The sequence below is a fragment of the Paenirhodobacter ferrireducens genome, from assembly GCF_004022265.1.
Taxonomy (GTDB): domain Bacteria; phylum Pseudomonadota; class Alphaproteobacteria; order Rhodobacterales; family Rhodobacteraceae; genus Rhodobacter; species Rhodobacter ferrireducens.
Genome location: NZ_SAVB01000001.1, coordinates 134,208 through 156,890, shown reverse-complemented (window position 1 = coordinate 156,890; position 22,683 = coordinate 134,208). Strand labels below are relative to the sequence as shown.

23 protein-coding genes are annotated in these 22,683 nt (G+C 67.9%); 11 read left to right on the top strand and 12 right to left on the bottom strand.

Annotation, left to right across the window (positions count from 1 at the left end):
* Positions 1-194: 194 nt before the first annotated feature.
* Positions 195-1,391, bottom strand: a complete 1,197-nt coding sequence (locus EOW65_RS00770; protein WP_128147116.1) for a deoxyguanosinetriphosphate triphosphohydrolase — start codon at positions 1,389-1,391, stop codon at positions 195-197.
* Positions 1,392-1,475: 84 nt separating this feature from the next.
* Between EOW65_RS00770 and EOW65_RS00765 the strand changes: the two genes are divergently transcribed.
* The 5 genes from EOW65_RS00765 to EOW65_RS00745 all read left to right on the top strand — a co-directional run bounded on the left by EOW65_RS00765 (position 1,476) and on the right by EOW65_RS00745 (position 5,516).
* A complete protein-coding gene (locus EOW65_RS00765) occupies positions 1,476-1,805 on the top strand; it encodes a HesB/IscA family protein (protein WP_128147115.1) in 330 nt (109 codons plus the stop codon).
* 113 nt (positions 1,806-1,918) lie between these two features.
* Entirely contained in the window at positions 1,919-2,104 is a 186-nt protein-coding gene (locus tag EOW65_RS00760) for a hypothetical protein (RefSeq protein ID WP_128147114.1), read from the top strand.
* A 61-nt stretch (positions 2,105-2,165) separates the two neighbouring features.
* Complete coding sequence (gene xth / locus EOW65_RS00755) at positions 2,166-2,945, top strand: exodeoxyribonuclease III (RefSeq protein WP_128147113.1); 780 nt, start codon at positions 2,166-2,168, stop codon at positions 2,943-2,945.
* A 67-nt stretch (positions 2,946-3,012) separates the two neighbouring features.
* The gene (locus EOW65_RS00750) at positions 3,013-3,582 is read left to right on the top strand and encodes a peroxidase-related enzyme (RefSeq protein WP_128147112.1); all 570 of its coding nucleotides are present in this window, start codon (positions 3,013-3,015) and stop codon (positions 3,580-3,582) included.
* 251 nt (positions 3,583-3,833) lie between these two features.
* Positions 3,834-5,516, top strand: coding sequence for a putative transporter (locus tag EOW65_RS00745; protein WP_240664421.1), 1,683 nt, complete (start codon positions 3,834-3,836; stop codon positions 5,514-5,516).
* Between the two features lie 81 nt (positions 5,517-5,597).
* Here EOW65_RS00745 and EOW65_RS00740 read toward each other — a convergent pair whose 3' ends face one another.
* Genes EOW65_RS00740 through EOW65_RS00725 form a run of 4 tightly spaced genes read right to left on the bottom strand, consistent with a single transcriptional unit; the run spans position 5,598 to position 7,984 of the window.
* Positions 5,598-6,434 carry an ATP-binding protein gene (locus EOW65_RS00740; protein ID WP_128147111.1) on the bottom strand — a complete coding sequence of 279 codons (837 nt, stop codon included), beginning with the start codon at positions 6,432-6,434 and terminating at the stop codon, positions 5,598-5,600.
* Positions 6,431-7,276 carry a twin-arginine translocase subunit TatC gene (gene tatC, locus EOW65_RS00735; RefSeq protein WP_128147110.1) on the bottom strand — a complete coding sequence of 282 codons (846 nt, stop codon included), beginning with the start codon at positions 7,274-7,276 and terminating at the stop codon, positions 6,431-6,433. The genes EOW65_RS00740 and tatC overlap by 4 nt, the downstream gene beginning before the upstream one ends.
* The gene (gene tatB / locus EOW65_RS00730; protein WP_128147109.1) at positions 7,273-7,740 is read right to left on the bottom strand and encodes a Sec-independent protein translocase protein TatB; all 468 of its coding nucleotides are present in this window, start codon (positions 7,738-7,740) and stop codon (positions 7,273-7,275) included. The genes tatC and tatB overlap by 4 nt, the downstream gene beginning before the upstream one ends.
* Positions 7,741-7,765: 25 nt before the next feature.
* On the bottom strand, positions 7,766-7,984 hold the full coding sequence (locus tag EOW65_RS00725) for a twin-arginine translocase TatA/TatE family subunit (protein ID WP_128147108.1): 219 nt from the start codon (positions 7,982-7,984) through the stop codon (positions 7,766-7,768).
* 158 nt (positions 7,985-8,142) lie between these two features.
* Here EOW65_RS00725 and EOW65_RS00720 point away from each other — a divergent pair, with 158 nt between their 5' ends.
* The 3 genes from EOW65_RS00720 (at position 8,143) to EOW65_RS00710 (ending at position 9,976) form a co-directional block, all read left to right on the top strand.
* The gene (locus EOW65_RS00720; RefSeq protein ID WP_128147107.1) at positions 8,143-8,778 is read left to right on the top strand and encodes a MarC family protein; all 636 of its coding nucleotides are present in this window, start codon (positions 8,143-8,145) and stop codon (positions 8,776-8,778) included.
* Positions 8,779-8,829: 51 nt separating this feature from the next.
* The gene (locus tag EOW65_RS00715) at positions 8,830-9,405 is read left to right on the top strand and encodes a retropepsin-like aspartic protease family protein (RefSeq protein WP_128147106.1); all 576 of its coding nucleotides are present in this window, start codon (positions 8,830-8,832) and stop codon (positions 9,403-9,405) included.
* Between the two features lie 91 nt (positions 9,406-9,496).
* Positions 9,497-9,976 carry a hypothetical protein gene (locus tag EOW65_RS00710; protein WP_128147105.1) on the top strand — a complete coding sequence of 160 codons (480 nt, stop codon included), beginning with the start codon at positions 9,497-9,499 and terminating at the stop codon, positions 9,974-9,976.
* On the opposite strand, the gene EOW65_RS00705 is transcribed toward EOW65_RS00710, so the two are convergent.
* The gene (locus EOW65_RS00705) at positions 9,973-10,941 is read right to left on the bottom strand and encodes a magnesium transporter CorA family protein (RefSeq protein ID WP_128147104.1); all 969 of its coding nucleotides are present in this window, start codon (positions 10,939-10,941) and stop codon (positions 9,973-9,975) included. The two genes, EOW65_RS00710 and EOW65_RS00705, sit on opposite strands and share 4 nt — an antisense overlap.
* A 506-nt stretch (positions 10,942-11,447) precedes the next feature.
* Here EOW65_RS00705 and EOW65_RS00700 point away from each other — a divergent pair.
* Positions 11,448-11,819 (top strand): ArsR/SmtB family transcription factor, encoded by a 372-nt coding sequence (locus EOW65_RS00700; protein WP_128147103.1) that lies wholly within the window; start codon positions 11,448-11,450, stop codon positions 11,817-11,819.
* A gap of 73 nt (positions 11,820-11,892) precedes the next feature.
* Here the strand turns inward: EOW65_RS00700 and EOW65_RS00695 are convergent, their stop codons facing one another.
* The 3 genes from EOW65_RS00695 to EOW65_RS00685 form a co-directional block, all read right to left on the bottom strand.
* Positions 11,893-12,120, bottom strand: a complete 228-nt coding sequence (locus EOW65_RS00695; RefSeq protein WP_128147102.1) for a hypothetical protein — start codon at positions 12,118-12,120, stop codon at positions 11,893-11,895.
* Between the two features lie 144 nt (positions 12,121-12,264).
* Positions 12,265-15,504, bottom strand: a complete 3,240-nt coding sequence (locus EOW65_RS00690; RefSeq protein ID WP_128147101.1) for an efflux RND transporter permease subunit — start codon at positions 15,502-15,504, stop codon at positions 12,265-12,267.
* The gene (locus EOW65_RS00685) at positions 15,501-16,475 is read right to left on the bottom strand and encodes an efflux RND transporter periplasmic adaptor subunit (protein ID WP_128147100.1); all 975 of its coding nucleotides are present in this window, start codon (positions 16,473-16,475) and stop codon (positions 15,501-15,503) included. The genes EOW65_RS00690 and EOW65_RS00685 overlap by 4 nt, the downstream gene beginning before the upstream one ends.
* A 209-nt stretch (positions 16,476-16,684) precedes the next feature.
* On the opposite strand from EOW65_RS00685, the gene serS reads away from it, so the two are divergent.
* Both serS and EOW65_RS00675 read left to right on the top strand, forming a co-directional pair.
* Positions 16,685-17,974 carry a serine--tRNA ligase gene (gene serS, locus EOW65_RS00680; RefSeq protein ID WP_128147099.1) on the top strand — a complete coding sequence of 430 codons (1,290 nt, stop codon included), beginning with the start codon at positions 16,685-16,687 and terminating at the stop codon, positions 17,972-17,974.
* 83 nt (positions 17,975-18,057) lie between these two features.
* Complete coding sequence (locus EOW65_RS00675) at positions 18,058-18,759, top strand: tryptophan-rich sensory protein (protein WP_128147098.1); 702 nt, start codon at positions 18,058-18,060, stop codon at positions 18,757-18,759.
* Between the two features lie 183 nt (positions 18,760-18,942).
* On the opposite strand, the gene der is transcribed toward EOW65_RS00675, so the two are convergent.
* The 3 genes from der to EOW65_RS00660 all read right to left on the bottom strand — a co-directional run bounded on the left by der (position 18,943) and on the right by EOW65_RS00660 (position 22,591).
* Positions 18,943-20,499 (bottom strand): ribosome biogenesis GTPase Der, encoded by a 1,557-nt coding sequence (gene der, locus EOW65_RS00670; RefSeq protein WP_128147097.1) that lies wholly within the window; start codon positions 20,497-20,499, stop codon positions 18,943-18,945.
* A 55-nt stretch (positions 20,500-20,554) separates the two neighbouring features.
* Positions 20,555-21,847: an outer membrane protein assembly factor BamB family protein gene (locus EOW65_RS00665; protein WP_128147242.1), complete on the bottom strand. Its 1,293-nt coding sequence runs from the start codon at positions 21,845-21,847 to the stop codon at positions 20,555-20,557.
* Positions 21,848-21,934: 87 nt separating this feature from the next.
* On the bottom strand, positions 21,935-22,591 hold the full coding sequence (locus EOW65_RS00660; protein ID WP_128147096.1) for a tetratricopeptide repeat protein: 657 nt from the start codon (positions 22,589-22,591) through the stop codon (positions 21,935-21,937).
* Positions 22,592-22,683 lie beyond the last annotated feature (92 nt).

The window sequence follows — 22,683 nt, the reverse complement described above, 5'->3', positions numbered from 1 at the left end:
TCCTCTCCCATGATGCGCCGAAGCGGCGCCACAGAAGATCAACATACGCCACGCCGCAAAGTTCCGCGCCGGCTTTCTTCACGCCGCAACGCGCCCCTTCCGGCTTTCTCCTTGCCCGAAATACCTCGGGGGTGAATTCGGCGCAGCCGAAGAGGGGGCAGCGCCCCCTCCCTGCCCGCCCGCCGGATCCCCGCTCAGAGGTCGGGGTCGATCAGCCGGTGATATTCCTGGATCGCGAACCGGTCGGTCATGCCCGCGACATAGTCCAGCACGACGCGCGCAAGCTCGGTGCGCCCGTCGTTGCCCTTCGCCTTCGCCGCCGCCACATCGCCCTGCCAGTCCTCTGGCAAGAGCTCGGGCCGGTCGAGGAAGAGCGGGAACAGCCCGTTCACCATCGCCGTCACGCGCTGCCGCTCCGCCACCACGCGGGGCGCGCGATACATGCGCTGGAAGAGGAACATCTTCACCACCTTCAGGCTCTGGTAGAGCGGCTTCGAGAAGCGGATGATCGGCCCGTCCATCGCGCGGATGTCGTCGACCGAGCGCGGTTGCAGACCGGCCAGCCGGTTCTGCGCCACCGCGATCACGTCCTCGACCATCACGCCGAAGACGCGCCGCAGCGCCTCGTGCCGGCGCCGCGTCGCCTCGAGCCCGGGATAGAGCCGGTCGACCTCGGCAAAGCACTCGCCCACCATCGGCAGCTCGCACAGGTCGTCCTCGGTGAAGAGCCCGGCGCGCAGCCCGTCGTGCAGGTCGTGGTGGTTGTAGGCGCAATCGTCCGCCACTGCCGCCACCTGCGCCTCGGCCGAGGCGTTGGTCTCGAGCTCGAGGTTCCATTGCGCGTCGATCTCGGCCAGCGCATAGGGCAGGCTCGCGCGGTCGGGCACCTGATGCGAGCCACCCTTGTCCGAGATCACCGGCCCGTTGTGCTTGGCGATGCCCTCGAGCGTCTCCCAGGTCAGGTTGAGCCCGTCGAAGGTGGCATAGTGCCGCTCGAGCTTGGTCACGATCCGCAGCGCCTGCGCGTTGTGATCGAAGCCGCCGTACTCCTTCATCAGCACCGCCAGCGCATCCTCGCCGGTATGGCCGAAGGGCGGATGGCCGAGGTCATGGGCCAGCGCCACCGCCTCGGCGAGGTCGGTGTTCAGCCCGAGCGCCCCGGCGATGGTGCGCGCGACCTGCGCCACCTCGATCGTGTGCGTCATCCGGGTGCGGTAGTAATCGCCCTCGTGCTCGACGAAGACCTGGGTCTTGTGCTTGAGCCGGCGGAAGGCCGAGGAATGGATGATCCGGTCGCGGTCGCGCTGGAAGGGCGAGCGGAAGGTCGAGATGCTCTCCGGAAACAGCCGCCCGCGGCTGGCCTCGGGATGGCAGGCATAGGGTTGCAGCACGGTTCTCGCCTCGTCTTGCCGGTTCGTCCTTCCCACCCTATATCCGCAAAGTTACGGAAATACAGGCCCCCGGAGGGTTCAGCCATGCTCGTGCCGCCGAAAGTCACCCCGCGCGCCTTCGCGCGCCTCGCCGAGATCAACGGCGCGACCGACGCGCCGCGCGCGCTGCGCATCGCCGTCGAGGGCGGCGGCTGCTCGGGTTTCCAGTATGACATGACGCTGGAAGAGGCCTCGGCGCCGGACGACATCGTGCTCGAAGGCGCGGGCCAGTGCGTGCTGATCGACCCGGTCTCGCTGCCGTTTCTCGAGAACGCCACGATCGACTTCACCGACGAGCTGATCGGCGCCCGCTTCGTGGTGGTGAACCCGAACGCCACCAGCTCCTGCGGCTGCGGGATCAGCTTCTCGATGTGAGGAGCCCGTTCGAACGCCGTGTCGGCACGAAAGGGGGCGGTCATGTCCAGCTCCGGCTCGCCGACGCAGAGGTCGCAACAGTTTTGGCGAGCCTACACGTCGACAAGGCCTTCATGGCGCTGATCACGCAGTATCGGCGGGGGCTCGGCGCCCCGTCCAGCTTTCCGGAAGCAGCCGAGATCGCCTTGCGTCAGCGCATCTTTCCGTTGATCGACACCGAGCTCCGCAAGATCGACCCGAGATATCAGATCTTCGGGCAGGACATCCTCGACCGCCTCTTCGACGACGCCGAGCACTGAGCCTCCTCTCCCTTTCCCTCGTCGCCCCCTTCCCCTACAACTCCCCGAAAGGGAGGCGCCCATGAAGATCGCGACGTTCAACATCAACGGCATCAAGGCGCGCGCCGAGGCGCTCGTCACCTGGCTGCGCGAGGCCGAGCCCGACCTTGTCGCGCTGCAGGAGATCAAGTCGACCGACGAGGCCTTCCCGCACGAGATCTTCGAGGGGCTGGGCTATTTCATCGAGACGCACGGGCAGAAAAGCTTCAACGGCGTCGCGCTGCTCTCGAAGCTGCCGCTCGAGGATGTCGAGCGCGGGTTGCCGGGCGATGACGGCGACGAGCAGGCGCGCTGGATCGAGGCGACGGTGGTCGGCAAGCGCGCGGTGCGCTTCTGCGGGCTCTACCTGCCGAACGGCAACCCAGCGCCGGGGCCGAAATACGACTACAAGCTCGCCTGGATGGAGCGGATGCGCGCCCGCGCGGCCGAGCTTCTGGCGAGCGAGGAGCCGGTGATCCTTGCGGGCGATTACAACGTCATCCCGCAAGACGAGGACGCGGCCAAGCCCGAGGCGTGGCGCGAGGATGCGCTCGCCCTGCCCGACAGCCGCGCGGCCTTCCGCCGGATCGTGAACCTCGGCTATACCGACGCCTTCCGCGCCGAGGTCGAGGGGCCGGGGCATTACACCTTCTGGGATTACCAGGCGGGTGCATGGCAGCGGAACAACGGCATCCGGATCGACCACATGCTGCTCAGCCCGCAAGCCGCCGACCTGCTGCGCGGCGTCACCATCGACAAGGAGATCCGCGGCCGGGACAAGCCCTCGGACCATGTGCCGCTGGTGATCGAGCTTGACGCCTGAAGGCTGACGCAACGTCATTTCCCGTTGCGCCCCTCCCCGCGGCACAGTGCCCGCAGGGAGGACCACAATGACAGACAGACCAATCAGCCGGTTTCCGGTGCCGTCACTGGCATCGCTGCCGCAAGACATCCGCGCGCGGATCGAGGCCGTCGCCGAGAAAGCGGGCTTCGTGCCGAACATCTTTCTCGCCCTCGCGCACCGGCCCGACGAATTCCGCGCCTTCTTCGCCTATCATGACGCGCTGATGGAGCGCGACAGCGGACTGAGCGTGGGCGAGCGCGAGATGATCGTGGTGGCGACGAGTGCGGCGAACGAGTGCCAGTATTGCGTCGTCGCCCATGGCGCGATCGTGCGGATCCGCACGAAGAACCGCATCCTCGCCGATCAGCTCGCCACGAACTGGCGCAAGGCCGACATCACGGCCCGCCAGCGCGCCATGCTGGCCTTCGCGCTGAAGGTCAGCGCGCGGGCGCAGGAGGTCGACGAGGACGATTATGCCGCGCTGCACGCCCATGGCTTCAGCGACGAAGACATTTGGGACATCGGTGCGATCACCGCCTTCTTCGGGCTCTCGAACCGGCTGGTGAACATGGCCTCGATCCGCGCGAACGAGGAATTCTTCGCGATAGGGCGCTGAAGTCCGGCGTTTTCCGGGGTGGGCGGCGCAAGGGGGCGCTGCCCCCTCTTTTGCCATGCGGCAAAATTCACCCCCGAGGTCTTTCGGCCAGGAAGAACGGCCCGGGAAGCGTGGCGCCGGCGCCGCAAAATCCGGCATGAGGGCAAGGGTTTGGCGGTCGCACGTGCTGGCGCATTGACCGGCGCGGGCCGCGGGTGCAGCGTGAGGGCGAGCCCCTTTCGCACTCGCAGCATCGATGACGGAGACCCGCGATGGAGATGATCCTCGGCTTCCTGCAAGGCCTGTCGGGTGTCGCGCTTGGCACCGCGGCGCTGTCGCTTGCCGGCGCGCTCGGCCTGTTGCTCGGCGGGCTGAGCTGGCGCGGCGTCGGGCTGGGCATCGGCGGGGTGCTGTTCGCGGGGATCTTCGTCGGCCATCTCGCCTCAGTCGCGGGACTGAAATTCGACGGCGCGATGATCGAGTTCATCCGCGAATTCGGGCTGATCCTCTTCGTCTTCACCATCGGCATCCAGGTCGGCCCCGGCTTCTTCGCGACGCTGCAGAAATCGGGGCTGCAGCTGAACCTGATCGCCGCGGCGATCGTCGCGCTTGGCGTTGTGGTGACGCTTGGCCTGCATGCGCTGACCGCGGTGCCGGTGCCGGCGCTGGTCGGGCTGATGTCGGGGGCGGTGACGAACACCCCCGGCCTCGGCGCCGCGACGCAGGTGCTCAAGGACATCGGCGCCGATGCCGCGACGCTGTCGCAGCCGGGGCTCGGCTATGCCGTGGCCTACCCATTCGGCATCCTCGGCGTCCTCGCCTCGATGCTTGTGGTGCGGGCGGTGCTGAAGATCCGCATCGAGGCCGAGGAAGCCGCCTTCGACGCCACCCGCGCACGCGGCGCGGCCGAGCTGCCCTCGCTCAACCTGCGGGTGCGCAACCCCAACCTCGACGGGCTGCGGCTTGGCGAGGTGCCAGATCTCTACGATGCGGGCGTGGTGGTGTCGCGGCTGCGCAAGGGCGACGAGCTGCTTCATCCGACGCGCGAGACGGTGCTGAATCTCGGCGACGTGCTGCACCTCGTCGGCCCCGCACCGAAGCTGCACGCGATGGAGCTGATCCTCGGCGAGCGCGCCGAAAGCGCGCTGACCACGACGAAGGGCACACATCTTGCCTGGGAGCGGATCGCGGTGACCGAGAAGAAGGCGCTTGGCCGCCACATCCGCGACTTCGGGCTCGAGGCGCACAATGTCACCATCTCGCGGGTGATGCGCGCGGGCACCGAGGTGCCGGCGGACGGCGCCCTGACGCTGCAATTCGGCGACATCCTGACCGTTGTCGGCGGCAAGGAGGAGATCGCCGCCGCCCGTCCGCTTTTCGGCAATCAGGCGAAGAGCCTCGAGAGCGTGCAGTTCTCGGCGGTGTTCATCGGCATCGTGCTGGGTGTGCTGGTGGGCTCGGTCCCGATCCTCGTGCCCGGGCTGCCGGCGCCGCTGAAACTCGGCCTTGCGGGCGGGCCGCTGGTGGTGGCGATCGTGCTGTCGCGCATCGGCTTCCTCGGCCCCTTCGTGTTCTTCATGCCGCCGGTCGCGAACCACGCGCTGCGCGAGCTCGGCATCGTGCTCTTCCTCGCCGCGGTGGGGCTGAAGGCGGGCGACAGCTTCCTCGCCACGCTCATTCACGGCGACGGGCTGATCTGGATGCTCTATGGCGCGATCATCACGCTGGTGCCACTGCTGATCGTGGGCTTTGCCGCGCGGCTGCTGTGGAAGGTGAATTATCTCAGCCTCGCAGGCGTTCTGGCTGGCTCGATGACCGATCCGCCGGCGCTCGCCTTCGCGAATGCGATGGCGCCGACGGCGGCGGCGCAGTCGATCGCCTATGCCGCGGTCTATCCGCTGGTGATGTGCCTGCGCATCCTCGCACCACAGGTGCTGGTGCTGCTGCTGATGTGAGGCCGGAGGGCGCATTCGACGCCTGCGTCTCAAGGACGGGGGGCAGCGCCCCCTGCCCGGCCAGAGCCGCAGCGCCGCCTGTCAGAGCGCGAGGCCGCGCCGGCCAGCCAGATCGGTGAAGAACTGCCACGCCACGCGCCCCGAGCGCGAGCCGCGGGTGCGATACCATTCCGTCGCCTCGGCGCGCAGCGCCTCGGGCGCGATCTCGACGCCGTAGGCCGCGCAATAGCCCTCGATCATCGCGAAGAACTCGTCCTGATCGCAGGTGTGGAAGCCCAGCCACAGCCCGAAACGGTCGGACAGCGACACCTTCTCCTCGACCGCTTCGGACGGGTTGATCGCGCTCGAGCGTTCGTTCTCGATCATGTCGCGCGGCATCAGGTGGCGCCGGTTCGAGGTGGCGTAGAGGATCACGTTCGCCGGCCGTCCCTCGATGCCGCCATCGAGCACCGCCTTCAGCGACTTGTAATGCTGGTCGTCATGGCTGAAGCTGAGATCGTCGCAGAACAGCACGAAGCGCTGCCCCGAGGCGCGCAGATGCGCCATCAGCCGGTTGACCGAGGGCAGATCCTCGCGCGCGAGCTCGACGAGCTTCAGGGGCAGGCCCTGACGCAGCGCCTCGGCATGGACTGCCTTGACGAGCGAGCTTTTGCCCATGCCCCGCGCGCCCCACAGCAGGGCGTTGTTGGCCGCCGCGCCGCGTGCGAATTGCAGCGTGTTCGCCAGAAGCGTGTCACGCGCCCGGTCGATGCCGCGCAGAAGAGACAGCTCGACCCGGTTCACCTCGGCCACCGGCACCAGCCGGTCGGGCCCGGTCCGCCACACGAAGGCATCGGCGGCGCCGAAATCGGGGGCCGGCGCGGGGGCCGGTGCGAGGCGCTCGAGCGCCTCGGCGATGCGCAGGATCGGATCGGTCATTCGCCCTCTTCCTCGTCCTCTTCCCAAGTGCCGTCGGCGCGCATCTGCGCCTCGCGCCGGCGCTCGATCCGGGCGACGAGCTGGATTGAGATCTCGTAAAGCCCGTAGACCACCGCGAACAGGATCGCCTGGCTGACGACATCGGGGGGCGTGACGATGGCGGCGACGATCAGGATCACCACCACCGCGTATTTGCGCACGCTGGCAAGCCCCGCGGCCGAGATCAGCCCGGCCTTGCCCATCAGCGTCAGCAGCACCGGCAGCTGGAAGCAGATGCCGAAGGCGATCACGAATTTCATCGTCAGCGAGAGATATTCCTCGACCGATCCCTGGAAGCCGATCGCCGCCATCTGGTTCGTCGCGGCGCCCTCGGGCGACATCGGCCCCTGCTGGAAACCGAGGAAGAACGAGAAGGCCATCGGCAGGATCACGTAATAGGCGAAGGCCGCACCGGCAATGAACATCACCGGCGAGGCGACGAGGAACGGCAGGAAGGCCCGCTTCTCGGACTTGTAGAGCCCCGGCGCCACGAAGCGCCACAGCTGATAGCCGATCACCGGGAAGCTGAGCGCGAAGCCGCCAAGGAAGGAGATGTTGATCGCGACGAAGAACCCTTCCTGCAGCTTGATCAGATAGAGCCCGCATTGCTGGCCGCGGGCGGTCAGTGCGTGGCAGATCGGCTGGGTCAGAAAGTTGAAGACCGGCTGCCAGAAGGCATAGCAGATCACCATCGCGACCAGAAAGGCGGCGAGCGCATAGAGGATGCGGGTGCGCAGCTCGGCCAGATGTTCGATCAGGGGCGCGGCGGAGTCGTCGATCTCGTCCTGAGGCGCGGTGCTCATGCCTTCCCCTTCTCTTCGTCACCGGCGGGCGCAGCCGGGGCCGCGGCGGCGGTGTCGGCGGCCGGCGCGGGCGCGTCGCCCGGCTCGTATTCCGCCTCGGCCGCGTCAAGCTCGGCCGCAAGTTCGGGATCTGGCTGCAGCGCGGCGGGCGCCGCGGCAGCCGCGGTCTTGGCCGGGCCCGGCAGCTTCGGATCCCATTTCTCGAATTTCTCGGTGGCGCGCTCGAGCGCCTCGAGACCGAGCGATTTCTTCGAGGCGATGCCCTTCAGGTCCGACGCGACGTCGTTGACGCCGGTCTCCTTCGCGGCATCCTCCATCGCGCGGCTGAACTCGCGCGCCATCTGCCGCGCCTTCGCGGTCAGCCGCCCGAGCGTGTGGAACATCACGGGCAGGTCCTTCGGGCCCACCACGATCAGCGCCACGACGCCAATCAGCAGCAGCTCACTCCAACCGATGTCGAACATGGTGCCTCCGCCCGGGCCGGACGGCTCAGGCCTTGTCCTTGTCCGTGGGAGCCGGCGTCACGTCGCGCGCCTCGTCCACCTTGGCGTCCTCGATCTCCTTGGTGCCGTCGTTCACGCCCTTCTTGAAGGCGGTGATGCCCTTGCCGACCTCGCCCATCAGCGACGAGACCTTGCCCCGGCCGAAAAGCACGAGCACGACGACGGCGATCAGAAGCAGGCCGGGAAGGCCGATGTTGTTGAGCATTTCAGTCTCCAGCCGGTGCGGGAGGGCCGCACCTGTGATTGTCTTTCGCAACATTTACGGGCTGCGTGGGGGCAATCAAAGACCGATTTCACGAAATCACGCAAGTTTTTGCGCGCGCGCCCATGGATCGCCCGAAATCCGCGCGCTACTGTCCGGCCATGAACCCCGCCGAAACCATCACCGCTTTCGTCACCCTCTTCGTGGTCGTCGACCCGATCGGCCTTGCGCCGCTGTTCATCGCGCTCACCCGCGGGATGACGGGGCAGGCGCGGTTGAAGGTGGGGCTTCGGGCGCTGGTCATCGCGACGATCCTGCTCACCCTCTTCGGGCTCTTCGGCGACAAGCTGCTCGCCGGCGTCGGGATCTCGATGCCCGCCTTCCGCATCGCTGGCGGCATGCTCTTATTCCTCACCGCGCTCGACATGCTCTTCGAGCGGCGCACCGAGCGGCGCGAGGGGCAATCGGCCGAACCCCATGCCGACGATCCCTCAGTCTTCCCGCTGGCGACACCGCTGATCGCCGGGCCGGGCGCGATGGCGACGATGATCCTGCTTGCGGGCGCGCCCGGCTCTGACACGGTGCATCTGGTCTTCGTGCATCTGGTGATGCTGGCGGTGCTGGCCTGCGTCTTCGTGATGTTCCTGCTTGCCACGCCGCTCGAGCGGCTTCTGGGCCGCACCGGAACGATGGTGGTGACGCGGCTTCTGGGCATGCTTCTGGCCGCACTGGCGGTGCAGTTCATGCTCGACGGGCTGCGCGGCTCGGGGCTGCTGGGCCCCTTCTTCGGCCGCTGAGGGGGTGACAGCGGCGCCCGCGCCCCCTACATCCCCGGGGCAGGAGGCCCCATGAGCGACATCTCTCCGAACCTCGTCTATCTCGTGCTGCTGCTGGCGGCGCTTGCGGGCTATTTCTTCACCGCCTTCCGCCGCCATCCGGCGCGCAGCCTGCAGCAGATCATGGTCTGGGCGCTGATCGTGCTGGGCCTCGTCGCGGTCTTCGGCATGTGGGGCGACATCCGCAAGAGCTTCGTGCCGCAGCAATCGGTGATGACCGACGGGCGGATCGAGGCGCCCCTCGGCCCCGACGGGCATTACTACCTGACCGCGGAGGTGAACGGCGTGCCTGTGCGCTTCGTCGTCGACACCGGGGCGAGCGACATCGTGCTGACCCGGCGCGACGCGGAGCGCGCGGGCATCGACACAGCGGGGCTTGCCTTCATCGGCAGCGCCAATACCGCGAACGGCACCGTCGCCACCGCCCCGGTGCGGATCGAGACGATGGATCTCGGCCCGATCCACGACCGCAACCTGCGCGCCGTGGTGAACCGCGGCGAGATGGACACCTCGCTGATGGGGATGAGCTATCTCACTCGCTTCGCCAGGGTCGAGTTCGACCGCGACCGGCTGGTGCTGACGCGCTGAGGCGGAAACCCGCCGGAGGCCCGCGCCGGGGCTTGCCTGCGCCGGTGCCGCGCCTATCGTCTGGCCAAGCTGCGAACAGGAGCCACCCCAGATGCGCCGCAAGACCCGCCTTTTTCCCCTCCTCGTCGCCGGCCTCGTGCTGGCCGGCTGCGTCACCGAGACCGAGGCCGGCGGCAGCACCGCGGGCAGCGTGCGGGTCTCGGACAAGGCGCCGATCGTGATCCGCAACGACGACGGCGGCAACGTCACCGGCTATATCGCCCGGCGCGAGCAGCTGGCGAAATCGGGCCGGCGGGTCGAGATCCGCGGCTATTGCGCTTCGGCCTGCACGATGCTGACGACGCTGCCCAATGCCTGCCTCGGGCCGAAACTGGTGATCGCCTTCCACGCGCCGCATTTCATCGGCACCAACATCCCGGCGCCGATGGTAACCGGGCTGATGGGACGCTACTATCGCAACGGCGTGCTGCAGAAATGGAACAGCACCTGGAGCAAGTCGCAGAAGATGACGAAGATCTCGGCGCGCGAGTATGTCCGGCTCGACCCGCAGACCAGGATCTGCCCGCGTTAAAGCCAGTCCTTCCACTTGAAGAACGCCCAGGTGCCAAGCGCCGAGGCAATCATCAACCCGATCGCGAAGGGATAGCCCCAAGGCTTGTCGAGCTCGGGCATGACGGCAAAGTTCATCCCGTACATCGAGGCGATCAGCGTCGGCGGCATGAAGAGCGCGGCGACCACCGAGACGATCCGCACCGTGGTGTTCTGCGCCAGGTTGATCATGCCGAGCGTTGCGTCGACCGACAGCGACACGCGCGAGGACAGGAAGTCGCCATGCACCGCAAGCGAGCCGATGTCGCGGATCTGCCCCTTGATGATCGTGTGCAGGTCCTTGCCCTGCGGATGGGTGGCCAGCGTCTGGTCATAGAACGACAATGCGCGTTCGAGCGTCAGCAGCGCCAGCCGGATCCGGCCCAGCAATTCGCCCTGCCGCCCGACCTCGCCCAGCGCGTGCTGCAGCTCGTCCGGGCTCGCGTCGCCCAGCACATGCACTGAGACCGAATCGAGCCCGCGCCCGATGCCCTCGAGCAGGTCGGCCTGGCGCGCCACGATCTCCTCGATCAGACCGAGGAAGATCCGCTCGGGCGAGGTGCAGCCGGCGGTGGAGCGGTCGGCGCGCTCGGGATATGTCTCGAATGAGCGCGGCGCGTGGTGACGCACCGTCACCAGTCGCGCGGGCGTCAGGATGAAGGTGACCGGGCCCGAGATGTGGCGCCCGTCGGGCGTCTGGCCGGGCACGACGACGGTCATGAAATCCGAGCCGTCCTCGCGGTAGAGCCGGTTCGAGATCTCGATCTCCTCCATGTCGGCGAGCGTCGGCACCTCGATCCCCAGCCCCTCGACCGCGGCGATCTGGCTGTCGAGCGGGCGATAGAGGTCGATCCAGAGCGCATGCGCGATCTGCGAGCCGGGCGCCATCGGCGTCTCCTGGCCCATCCGCGCAAGCCCGCGTGTTCCGGCAGTGAAGGCATGCAGCATGTCGGACCTCTTCGCGTGCTTCGCCCCTTGGGTATCGGCCCGGGCGCGGGAAAATCAACCCCCTGCGCAGGGGCAGGCCGCGAAGCCGCGCGAAAGTCGCCTGCCTGCCCGGATTTTGCCGCATTCCGCCGATAGCCGGAGACCGGGGTGCCGCGCGGAAACGACCCGGCGCCCCGGCATGGCCGGAAACGGAGGATGGAATGAGCTACCTGAGCTTCGACAGCATCGCCCTTCTGGTCATTGTCACGGCCTGCGTGACCGAGCTGCTGCGCCGCCTGCGCCCGGCCCCGCGCGCGCCGAAATCGGCCTGACCCGACCTGTTCCGGCAGCAATCCGCTCACTGCGCAGGCAGTTCTGCCCTGACGCAGCCCGGCTGTGCGCCGTGGCACCGCGACAAAACGCGCCGACCACTCGATTCTCCTGCGCAGCCATGCTAATCCCGTTGCCCAGACGGTCTCTTCGCCAAGCCGGAGCGGCCGTGGCAGCGAAGGAGAACGCAGCGCATCATGGCGGCGGACGGACAAGACATCATCCAGACCGAAGCGACGGCGGCCGACCCGGCCGAGCGCTGCGCACGGCTTGACGCAGACGAGCTGATGAGCCGCGCGCAGGAGGCATCGAACCTGCTCAAGGCGCTCGCGCACGAAGGTCGGCTGATGATCATGTGCCATCTCTCCTCGGGCGAGAAGACGGTGACCGAGCTCGAGAACCTGCTCGAGTCGCGGCAGGCCGCGGTCAGCCAGCAGCTGGCGCGGCTGCGCCTCGAGGGGCTGGTGACCTGCCGGCGCGAGGGCAAGGCGATCTATTATTCGCTGAGCGATCCGAAGGCGATCCGCATCGTCGAAACCGTCTACGAGATGTTCTGCAAGGGCATCTGAGCCCCCCTCCCCGGCAGGAAAAAGCCGCCCCGGTTTCCCGGAGCGGCCCGCCCGTGCCACATGGCCCGGGGGCTCAGTCGGAGCAACTGACCTCATAACCCGTGCTGCCGGGCGTGTTGTTCACCTTGTAGCAATGCTGCACACCACTGTCGTCGACGCATTCCTTCCAGGACGTGCCATCGCCCTGATCCATCCAGTCGGTGCAACTCGGCTCGGCAAACACCCGCACTGGCACAAAACCGGCTGCGACGGCCAGAACCACGACCGACGCTTTCAAGACGCTGTGCATCTCATCCTCCATGCGTCACCCCTGTGACAGATCCAGACTAGCGCCGCGCCGCGCGGGCGGCGATCACATCTGCCGTGCCCGAATGTCGCACCCGTCCCGAAACGCAAACACCCGGCGTCGCCGCCGGGTGTTCTGTCACCGACCTGTCCGGGCCGATCAGGTCTTGAAGATGCGGTAGATCGCCGGGATCACCAGCACCGTCAGCAGCGTCGAGCTGAGCAGGCCGAACAGCAGCGAGATCGCCAGCCCCTGGAAGATCGGGTCGGCAAGGATCACCACCGCACCGATCATCGCCGCGACCGCGGTCAGCAGGATCGGCTTGAAGCGGATCGCCCCGGCCTCGACCAGCACGTCGATGTCCGACTTGCCCTCGTGATTGCCGTGGCGGATGAAGTCCACCAGCAGGATCGAGTTGCGCACGATGATGCCCGCCAGTGCGATGAAGCCGATCATCGAGGTCGCCGAGAATGGCGCGTGGAAGATCAGGTGGCCGAGCATGATGCCGAGGAAGGTCAGCGGGATCGGCGTCAGGATGACGAGCGGCAGCCGGAACGAGCCGAACTGCGCCACCACGAGGATGTAGATCCCCAGAAGCGCCACGCCGAAGGCCGCGCCCATGTCGCGGAAGGTGACCCAGGTCACTTCCCACTCGCCGTCCCACAGCAGCGTCACGTGGCTCTCGTCGTCGGGCTGGCCGTGCAGCGACACCACGGGCTTCTCGCCCGGCGCCCAGTCGATCTTGTCGAGCGCCGCATCGACCGCGATCATGCCATAAAGCGGCGCCTCGAAGGTGCCGGCAAGATCCGCCGTCACCATCTCCGCCTCGCGGCCGTTGTGGCGGAAGATCGGGAAGGAGGATTTCTCCTCGCCCACCGACACCACGTCGCCCAGTTCGACCACGCCGCGCGCACCCGGCAGCACGTTCGCCGGGATCGGCGTCGACAGCGTCGCCTCGTTCATCACCTTGTCGCCCTTCGCCCGCGCCATCACGATCGGCAGCGGCGAGCGCTCGTCGCCGCGGTGCGAATAGCCGACCGTGGTCGAGCCGTTCAGCAACCCGAGCGTGTCGAAGACGTCGCTTTCCTCGACCGAGTAGAACTCGAGATCGTCCGAGTTCACCGTGGCGCGCAGCCGCCGGGTCTGGGTGCCGAAGCTGTCGTCAACGTCGACGATGAAGGGCACACTTTCGAAGGCCATGCGGATCTTCGCGGCCGCGGCGCGCCGGGTCGCGGGATCGGGGCCATAGACCTCGGCCAGCAGCGTCGCCATCACCGGGGGCCCGGGCGGCGGTTCGACCGTCTTCAGGCTGGTGCCCGCGGGCAGGTCGAGCTTGGCGATCCGCTCGCGCACATCGAGCGCGATGTCGTGCGAGCTGCGGTCGCGGTCGGCCTTGTTCGTCAGGTTGATCTGCACATCGCCCTGATAGGGGTATTCGCGCAGATAGTAGTGCCGCACCAGCCCGTTGAAGTTGAAGGGCGCCGCGGCGCCGGCGTGGGTCTGCACCGAGATCACCTCGGGCATCTGCGTCACCACCTCGGCCACCTTCTGCGCCACCGCATCCGTCGCCTCGACCGAGGAGCCCTCGGGCAGGTCGATCACCACGCTCAGCTCCGACTTGTTGTCGAAGGGCAGCAGCTTCACCGTGACGTGCTTGGTGTAAAGCAGCCCGAGCGAGCCGAAGCTGAGCACGATCGCCGCGATCAGGAAGGTCCAGGCGGTGCGCTTGGTGCGCAGAACCGGCCGCGCCACCCGCTCGTAAAGCGCGCCGAGCTTGCCGCCGGCGTGATGGCCCGGCCCCTCGGCATGCGAGGACATGTCGGCGCGGCCCGCGATCTTCACCATCAGCCAGGGCGTGACGATCACCGCGATGAAGAAGGAGAAGATCATCGCCGCCGAGGCGACCGAGGGGATGGGCGACATGTAGGGGCCCATCAGGCCGCTGACGAAGAGCATCGGCAGAAGCGCCGCGACCACGGTCAACGTCGCGACGATGGTCGGGTTGCCGACCTCGGCCACCGCCTCGATCGCCTTGGCGATGCGGGTGCCCGGGGTTTTCATCGCCCAGTGCCGCGCGATGTTCTCGATCACCACGATCGCGTCGTCGACGAGAATGCCGATCGAGAAGATCAGCGCGAAGAGGCTGACGCGGTTCAACGTGAAGCCCATGATGTTCGCGGCAAACAGCGTGAGCAGGATGGTCACCGGAATGACGATCGCGACGACGATCGATTCCCGCCAGCCGATCGCGAAGAGGACAAGCGCGATGATCGACACCGTGGCGAGGCCGAGGTGGAACAAGAGTTCGTTCGCCTTCTCGTTCGCGGTCTCGCCATAGTCGCGGGTGACCTGCACCTCGACATTCGACGGGATCAGCGAGCCCTCGAGCTCGTGCACGCGCTCGAGGATCTTCTCGGCCACGACCACGGCATTCGCCCCGGCGCGCTTGGCGATCGCCACCGTCACCGCCGGGCGGCGGTCGAGCGTGCCGTTCTCGCGGGTGACATTGGCCACGATGTGATCCGAGGTATCGCCGACATAGGAGACCTTCGCCACATCGGCCACATAGACCGGGCGACTGTCGCGGGTGGTGAGCAACAGCCCGGCGATCTCGGCCGGTGCGGTCAGCGTCTTGCCGGCCACGAGGTCGATCTGCTCGCCCTTGTCGCGCAGCTTGCCGGTGTTGAAGGCGCGGTTCGCCTGCTCGACCTTGTTCGACAGCTGCTGCAACGTCACACCATACATCGCGAGCTTCTCGGGATCGGGCTCGATCCGGATCGCCTCGGTCGCCTCGCCGACGATGTAGGTCAGACCGACATTGTCGATCTTCGTCACCTCGGTCTGCAGCTCGCGCGCGATGCGGGTCAGGTCATTTGCGCCGATCTGCTCGCCGGGCTTGCCCGAGAGGGTCAGCGCCACGATCGCCACATCGTCGATGCCGCGGCCGACGATGATCGGCTCGGCGATGCCGGTGGGGATCCGGTCCATGTTCGCCTTGACCTTCTCGTGCACGCGCAGGATCGCCGCGTCCGAGGAGGTACCGACGACGAAGCGCGCCATCACCAGCGCGCTGTCATCCGAGGTCTGCGAATAGACGTGCTCGACCTCGTTGATGCCCTTGATGATGGTTTCCATCGGCTCGGTCACGAGCTTCATCGCATCCTCGGCCTTCAGGCCGGGGGCCTGCAGATGGATGTCGACCATCGGCACCGAGATCTGCGGCTCTTCCTCGCGCGGCAGCGAGATCAGCGCGACAAGGCCGACCGCAAGCGCGGCAAGGATGATGAGCGGCGTCAGCGCCGACTGGATGAAGGCCCGCGTCAGCCGGCCCGCGATGCCGAGGCGATGCTCGGGAATGCCGAGCGGATGCGCCTCTTCGGGGATCTGGTCCTGGCTCATTCCGTCACCACCTCTTCGCCGCCGGTGAGACCGGTGATGATCTCGACCATGTCGGTGCCGTTCTCGTCGCGGTGATCGCCCGGAACGACGGCGCGTTCGACCGTGCCCTCGCCCGCGCGCACCCGCACGAAATCAAGGCCCGAGCGGGTCGAGATCGCCGTCGCCGGCACCAGGATCGCTTCGCGACGGGCCAGCGGCAGCCGCACCAGCACCCGTGCCTGCACGAATTCCGAATCGAGATCGGGCACCTCGACATCGGCATCGACCCGGCCACCCGCGATCAGCGGATAGACCTTGACGAGCTTGCCGTCGATGGCGCCTTTCGCGCCGTCGATATGGATCGCGTCGCCTTCCTTCAGCGTCGCGGTGAAGCGCTCCGGCACCGAGATGCGCAGGAAGAAACCGCCGCCGCCGACGGTGGCCACGGTCTCGCCCGCCATCACCACGGCGCCCTTCGCGACCGGCACCGACAGCACCCGGCCCGAGATCGGCGCCAGCACCTCGCCCTCGGTCGCCTGCTGCTCGGTCACCTTGCGGCTCGCCTGCTGCGCCTCGATCTGGCTCATGTAGACGTTGACCTGGGTGCGCAACGCATCGAGCGCCTGCGTCGTGGTGATGCCGCGCGCGCTCAGCTCCTGACCGCGCTTCAGCTCGGTCTGGGCATTCGCGAGCTGCGCCTGCAGCGCCGCAATCTGCGCGTCGATCGCGCTCAGCTGGAAGGCGATCTTCTCGTCCACCACCTTGCCGATCGGCTGGCCCGCCTGCACGAGGTCCCCCTCGGTCACGCTCAGCTCGGTCAGCGTGCCGCCAAGGCGCGCGCGCGCCGCGATCGAATCCTTCGCTTCGATCTGGCCATAGACCGCCTTCCAGTCGACGACCTCGGTCGGGGTCACGGTAAAGCTCTGCTCGGCACGCAGCCCCTGCGGCACGGCCAGCGCGAGAAGCGCCAGCGGCAAGACGTAAGTTTTCATGTCGGCATCCCTTCCCTACGGCGCCCAGATCCCGGCTCGCGTCCGGGCATTTACATTCTGGTTCTTGAATGTGTGATCCCATACACGATTATGCAATCACCCCGCAAGGGCTTGCGCCATGACCGGGATCAAGGCGCGGCATGCGCGGGGCTTTCATGCCGCATCTTTCCGCGCTAAACGCTTTGGCGCAACCATCAGAGGTGAGCCCCATGCACGACATCCGCGCCATCCGCGAAAACCCCGCCCAGTTCGACGCCGCGCTCGCGCGCCGGGGGCTCTCGCCGCTCGCCTCGGAGATCCTCGCGCTCGACGAGGCGCGCCGGGCCGCGATCCACGCCGCCGAAACCGCTCAGGCCGATCAGAACGCCGCCTCGAAGCTTGTGGGCGCCGCCAAGGCCAACGGCGACGAGGCCGAGTTCGAGCGCCTGCGCGCGCTGGTGGCCGAGAAGAAGTCCGAGGTCGCCGCGATGCAGGCCGAGGCCGGCCGGCTTGACGCCGAGTTGCGCGACAAGCTGCTGTGGGTGCCGAACAGCCCGCTCGACGAGGTGCCGCAGGGCGCCGACGAAAACGACAACGTCGAGGTCCGCCGCTGGGGCACCCCGCGCGCCTATGACTTCGCGCCGAAGGAGCATTACCAGCTCTCGGCGGTCGGCAAGGCGATGGATTTCGAGACCGCGGCGAAGCTTTCCGGCGCGCGTTTCGTGGTGCTGAAGTCGGGCGTCGCCCGCGTGCACCGGGCGCTGGCGCAATTCATGCTCGATCTGCATGTCGACACCCATGGCCTGACCGAGGCGATCACCCCGGTGCTCGTCCGCCCCGAGACCATGCTCGGCACCGGGCAGCTGCCGAAATTCGCCGAGGACAGCTACGAGACCACCAATGGCTGGTGGATGATCCCGACCGCCGAGGTGACGCTCACGAACTTCATCTCGGGCGAGGTCTGGGACGAGGCGGCGCTGCCCGCCCGGATGTGCGCGCATACGAACTGCTTCCGCTCGGAAGCCGGGTCCGCCGGCAAGGATACCGCGGGCATGCTGCGCCAGCACCAGTTCGAGAAGGTCGAGATGGTGACGATCTGCCGCCCCGAGGATGCGATCGCGGAACACGAGGGCATGGTGAAGCGCGCCGAGGCGGTGCTCGAGGCGCTCGGTCTGCCCTATCGCCGGATCGTGCTGTGCACCGGCGACATGGGCTTCGGCGCGCAGAAGACCTATGACCTCGAGGTCTGGCTGCCCGGGCAGAACACCTACCGCGAGATCTCCTCGGTCTCGACCTGCGGCCAGTTCCAGGCGCGGCGGATGAACGGGCGTTACAAGCCCGCCGCGGGCGGCAAGCCCGAATTCGTCGCCACGCTGAACGGTTCGGGCCTCGCCGTCGGGCGCTGCCTGATCGCGGTGCTCGAAAACGGTCAGGAAGCGGATGGCTCCGTCACCCTGCCCGCCGTGCTGCACCGCTATCTGGGCGGCAAGACCCGGCTCGTCGACGGCGTTCTGGTCTGAACGAAAAATCCTGAAGATCGGGGCGCGGCGGGGGAACCTGGCCGCGCCCTTTGCGTTTTGGCGGAAAGCCCCGGGGGAATATCATGCTGCGCCTGAAAGCGATCCTGACCTTCACTGCCGCGCTGGCCTTCGCCGCGGCCTCCTACAGCGCGCGCAACTTCCGCGGCTATGACCCGGCCGCCTTCCCGGTGCCGGTCGTGAACCCGCCGTTCCAGCCCGCGCCCTGGGCCTTCTCGATCTGGGGGCTGATCTTCCTCACGCTGATCGTGCAGGCGGGCTTCGGCCTGATGCGCCGGGCCGAGGACCCGCAGTGGGACGCACCGCGCGGACCGCTGATTCTGTCGATGGCGCTTGGCGCAAGCTGGCTCGCCGTGGCGATGCAGGCGCCGGTGTTCGCCACGGTGCAGATCTGGATCATGGCGGCACTGGCGCTCGCCGCTCTCGCCCGCGTGCCGAAGGGCGCCGAATTCCCCCTGCGCGCCGCGCCGATCGGGCTATACGCGGGCTGGCTCACCGCCGCGACCATGGTCGCCACCGGTACCGTGCTGGTGGGCTATGGGCTGCTGCCGCTCGGCCTCGCAAGCTGGGTCGTGCTGGCGGCGACGGTGATCGTGGGACTTGCCGTCACTGCCCGCCTCGCCCCGGGCGCGGCCTATCCGGCGGGTGTGATCTGGGCACTGATCGGCATCCTCGCCGCGAATACCGCAAACCCGGCGCTGGTCGCCGGCGCGGGGGTCGCGATCCTCGCCCTTGGCGTGACAGCCTGGATGCGCCGCGCGGGCTGAGAGGGCGGATGCCTCCGGCGGGAGTATTTGCACCAGGACAAGACCAAGGCCTTCAACGCCCGGCCACTGGTTTTCCCGGCCCTTGGCTTTTCTTGGCAAAAATACTCACGCGCCCTCTCCGCCCGTGCCCCCGCCGGGCCGTCGGAATGAAAAACCCCGCCGTTTCGTAACGGCGGGGTTTTCTCATTTCTTCGGCGGGCGCTGGCCCTTGGGCTTGGGCTTGTCCGGCCGCATCGTGCCGCCCGGTGCAACGCCGCCCGAAGCGGCCTTGCCCTTGCGCTCGGCCGCCTTGCGCGCCTCGACGTGTTTCGTCAGCCGCGACGGGATCGACTTCTTGCGCTCCTTGTAGGGGTTCTTCGAGCCCTGATCGCGGAAGAAGATGCGGATCGGCGTGCCCGGCATGTCGAAATCGGCGCGCAACCCGTTCACCAGATAGCGGCCATAGCTTTCCGGGATCTTGTCGGTATGGGTCGCCATGATGACGAAGCCCGGCGGCCGGGTCTTGGCCTGCGTCATGTAGCGCAGCTTGATTCGGCGCCCGCCCGGCGCCGGCGGCGGATGCGCCTCGGTCATCGCCTGCAGCCACATGTTCAGCTTCGCGGTCGAGATCCGGCGGTTCCACACCTCATAGGCGCGGATGATCGCATTGTGCAGCCGGTCGAGGCCCTTGCCCGTCTTCGCCGAGACGGTGACCAGCGGTGCACCGCGCAACTGCGGCAGGGACTTCTCGAAATTCTCGCGCAGCTCCTTGAGCTTCTCGGGTTTGTCCTCCTCGAGATCCCACTTGTTCGCGGCGACGATGACAGCGCGGCCCTCGGTCTCGGCGAGGTCAGCGATGCGCAGATCCTGCGTCTCGAACGGAATGTTGACGTCAAGCAGCACCACGACCACCTCGGCGAAGCGCACCGCGCGCAGCCCGTCGGCGACCGACAGCTTCTCGAGCTTGTCGTTGATCTTGCCCTTCTTGCGCATGCCGGCGGTGTCCCAGATCCGCATCGGCGTGCCCATGAACTCGGTGGTGACCGAGATCGCGTCGCGGGTAATCCCCGCCTCCGGCCCGGTCAGCAGCCGGTCCTCGCCGAGGATCTTGTTGATCAGCGTCGACTTGCCGGCATTCGGGCGGCCGATCACGGCAAGCTGCAGCGGCTTCGCCGCCGTCGGCATGCGGAAGACGCCCTCTTCCTCCGAATCCTCCTCGATCTCGACATCGACCTCGGGGGTGTTCGCGGCATGTTTCTCGGCGAACTCGTCGGCCAGCGGGCGCAGCGCGGTATAGAGATCGTCGAGACCCTCGCCGTGCTCGGCCGAGATCCGGATCGGCTCGCCAAGGCCGAGGCCCCAGGCCTCGATCGCGCCGGCATCGCCCGCCGAGCCCTCGGCCTTGTTCGCGGCGACGATGACATGGGCGTTCTTGCGGCGCAGGATGTCGGCGAAGATCTCGTCGGCCGGGGTCACGCCCGCGCGCGCGTCGATCAGGAACAGGCAGATGTCCGCCTCCTCGACCGCGCGCTCGGTCAGGCGCCGCATCCGGCCCTGCAGGCTGTCGTCCTCGGCGAGTTCAAGCCCCGCCGAGTCGATGACGATGAAGCGCAGGTCGCCAAGGCGCGCGTCGCCCTCGCGCAGGTCGCGGGTGACGCCGGGCTGGTCGTCGACGAGGGCGAGACGCCGGCCCACCAGACGGTTGAACAGCGTCGACTTGCCCACGTTGGGGCGGCCCACGATGGCCAGGGTAAAGCTCATGTTCCGCTCCTTGGTGCGACCGAAGTCGCCGCTTTACACGGGTTTTGCCCCGGGCTCAACGGTAGGCGTGCAGAACCCCGTCCCGGCTGACGACATAAAGCGTTCCGCCGGCCACCACCGGGTCGGTCGAGGCGCCGCCGGGGATCTCGGTCTGGCCGATCAGATTGCCGCTGGCCGGGTCGAAGACCCGCAGCAGACCGTCCGACGAGGCGACGAACAGCTTGCCGCCCGCCAGCACCGGGCCGTAATGCACCCAGATCTCGTTCTGCTTCTTGACCTTTTCCTTGACGAAATAGGGCAGATCCTTCGACCAGATGACGTCGCCGTTCGCGGCATCGAGCCGTTCAATCTGCGCCTGATCGTTGACGATGAAGAGCGAGCCGCCCGCCACCTGCACCGGCGAATTCGGTCCCTCGGTCGCGGTCCAGAGCCGCTCGCCGGTGTTCAGATCGAAAGCCGCAAGCTTGCCCGCCGAGGAACCGGCATAAAGCGTGTTGCCCGAGATCACCGGCTCGCCGGTCAGGTCGGAGACCGAGGCATAGCCGCGGCCAAGCCGGGCGCCCGCCACCTGCGCCGACCACAGCGTCATGCCGCGCGTCTTCAGTGCCGCGATGAGTTCCCCCGTCGAGAACGGGAAGACCACCATCCGGTCGTTGACGACCGGCGCCGCGACGCCGCCCATGCCGGCCCCCGCCGGCGTGCTGCCGAGTTGCCACATCACCTTGCCGTCGGCCGCGCGCACCGCCCAGGCCGAACCGTCGCGCACCACGACATAGACCATGCCGGCCGAGACCGTCGGCGCGCCGCCGATGCCGGCGTCGAAGCCCTGCCGCCACAGAACCTTGCCGGTCGCAGCATCAAGCGCGGCAAGCTCGGCATAGCCCGAGGTGACGAAGATCTTGCCGCCGTCATAGGCGAGCCCGGCGCCGCTTGCATCGTCGGCACGGTCGCCCGGCGGGGTGACGTCGGTCTGCCATTGCCGGGCGCCGTTCGTCGCCGTCGCGGTCACATGACCGCGGCTGTCGAGGGTGAAGACGCGGCCCGCGGCCACCACGGGCTCGGCCACCAGCCGATAGCGGCGGCTTTCGCCCTCGCCGATCGGGGCGGACCAGACATGCGTGGTGCCGGCGCCGATCGCCGGATTGGTCAGCAGATGGCCGGGCCCGCCGGCGCGCTGCGGCCAGTCGGCATTCGCCTGCGCCTTCGGCAGCGAGAGCGCGCGCGGCACCTCGGGCGTGGCGATCGCGCTGCCCGGAACCGAGCCCTCGCCCACCACCGCGCGCGGATCAAGCCGCTCGCCCGGCAGGATGACTTCCTTCTCGCAGCCCGCAAGCACCGTCGCGGCCATGCCCAGCACAGCGATTCCCCGGATCAGCTTCACCGCTCTCGTCCCCCTGCCTTCGTTTCCCGTGCCGGTCCTGCGCAGACCGCATACTTACTGCGCGGCGGTCTCGGCCACCGGGTCACCGCCCAGGGCCACAATCAACTCAGTCGCGCGCTGTTGCAAGCCCGGCGTGACCGCGGAATCGGCCAGCACTTCGCGGGCCTTGGCGATCGCCGTGTCGCTGTCGCCGGTCTCGAGCGCGAGCACCGCGAGCTGTTCGAGCGCCATCAGCCGATAGGGCGCGCCGGGCTGGGCCAGCGCCTCGAGCTCGGTGCGGCGCGCCTCGGCCGTCATCGTGTCGCCGGCAACCAGCACCGTCTTCAGACGGGCCAGATCGCGCAGGCTTGCAGGCAGGGATTTGTCCTCGGCCACCGCCCTGAGATCGGCCAGCGCCGCCTCGCTGCGGCCGTCCTGCACCGCCTGCGCGGCCGACATCAGCTTTGCGACACCCGCGCGCGGGCCCTCGGCCTGGATCTCGGACAGCGCCGCGCCCGGGTCGTCGGCCTGCACCGCCGCCAGAAGCGAATCCCCGAAGGCCTGCGCCGCATCGCGGGTGCGGATCTTCTGCCACTCGGTATAGGCCGAGCCGCCGACAATCGCGACGATCGCCACCGCACCGATCCAGCCGTATTTGCGGAAAGCCGCAAACAGCCGGTCGCGACGCACTTCCTCGGTGACTTCCTCGATAAAGCTGTCGGTCTGATCCACGGGCGGACTCCTTGATCTGTCGCGCCTTCTTATACGCAAGCGCGCCCACTTGCCAAGGCCGGCCCGGGCCGGCCGGCAGGGGCGCGCCGGGA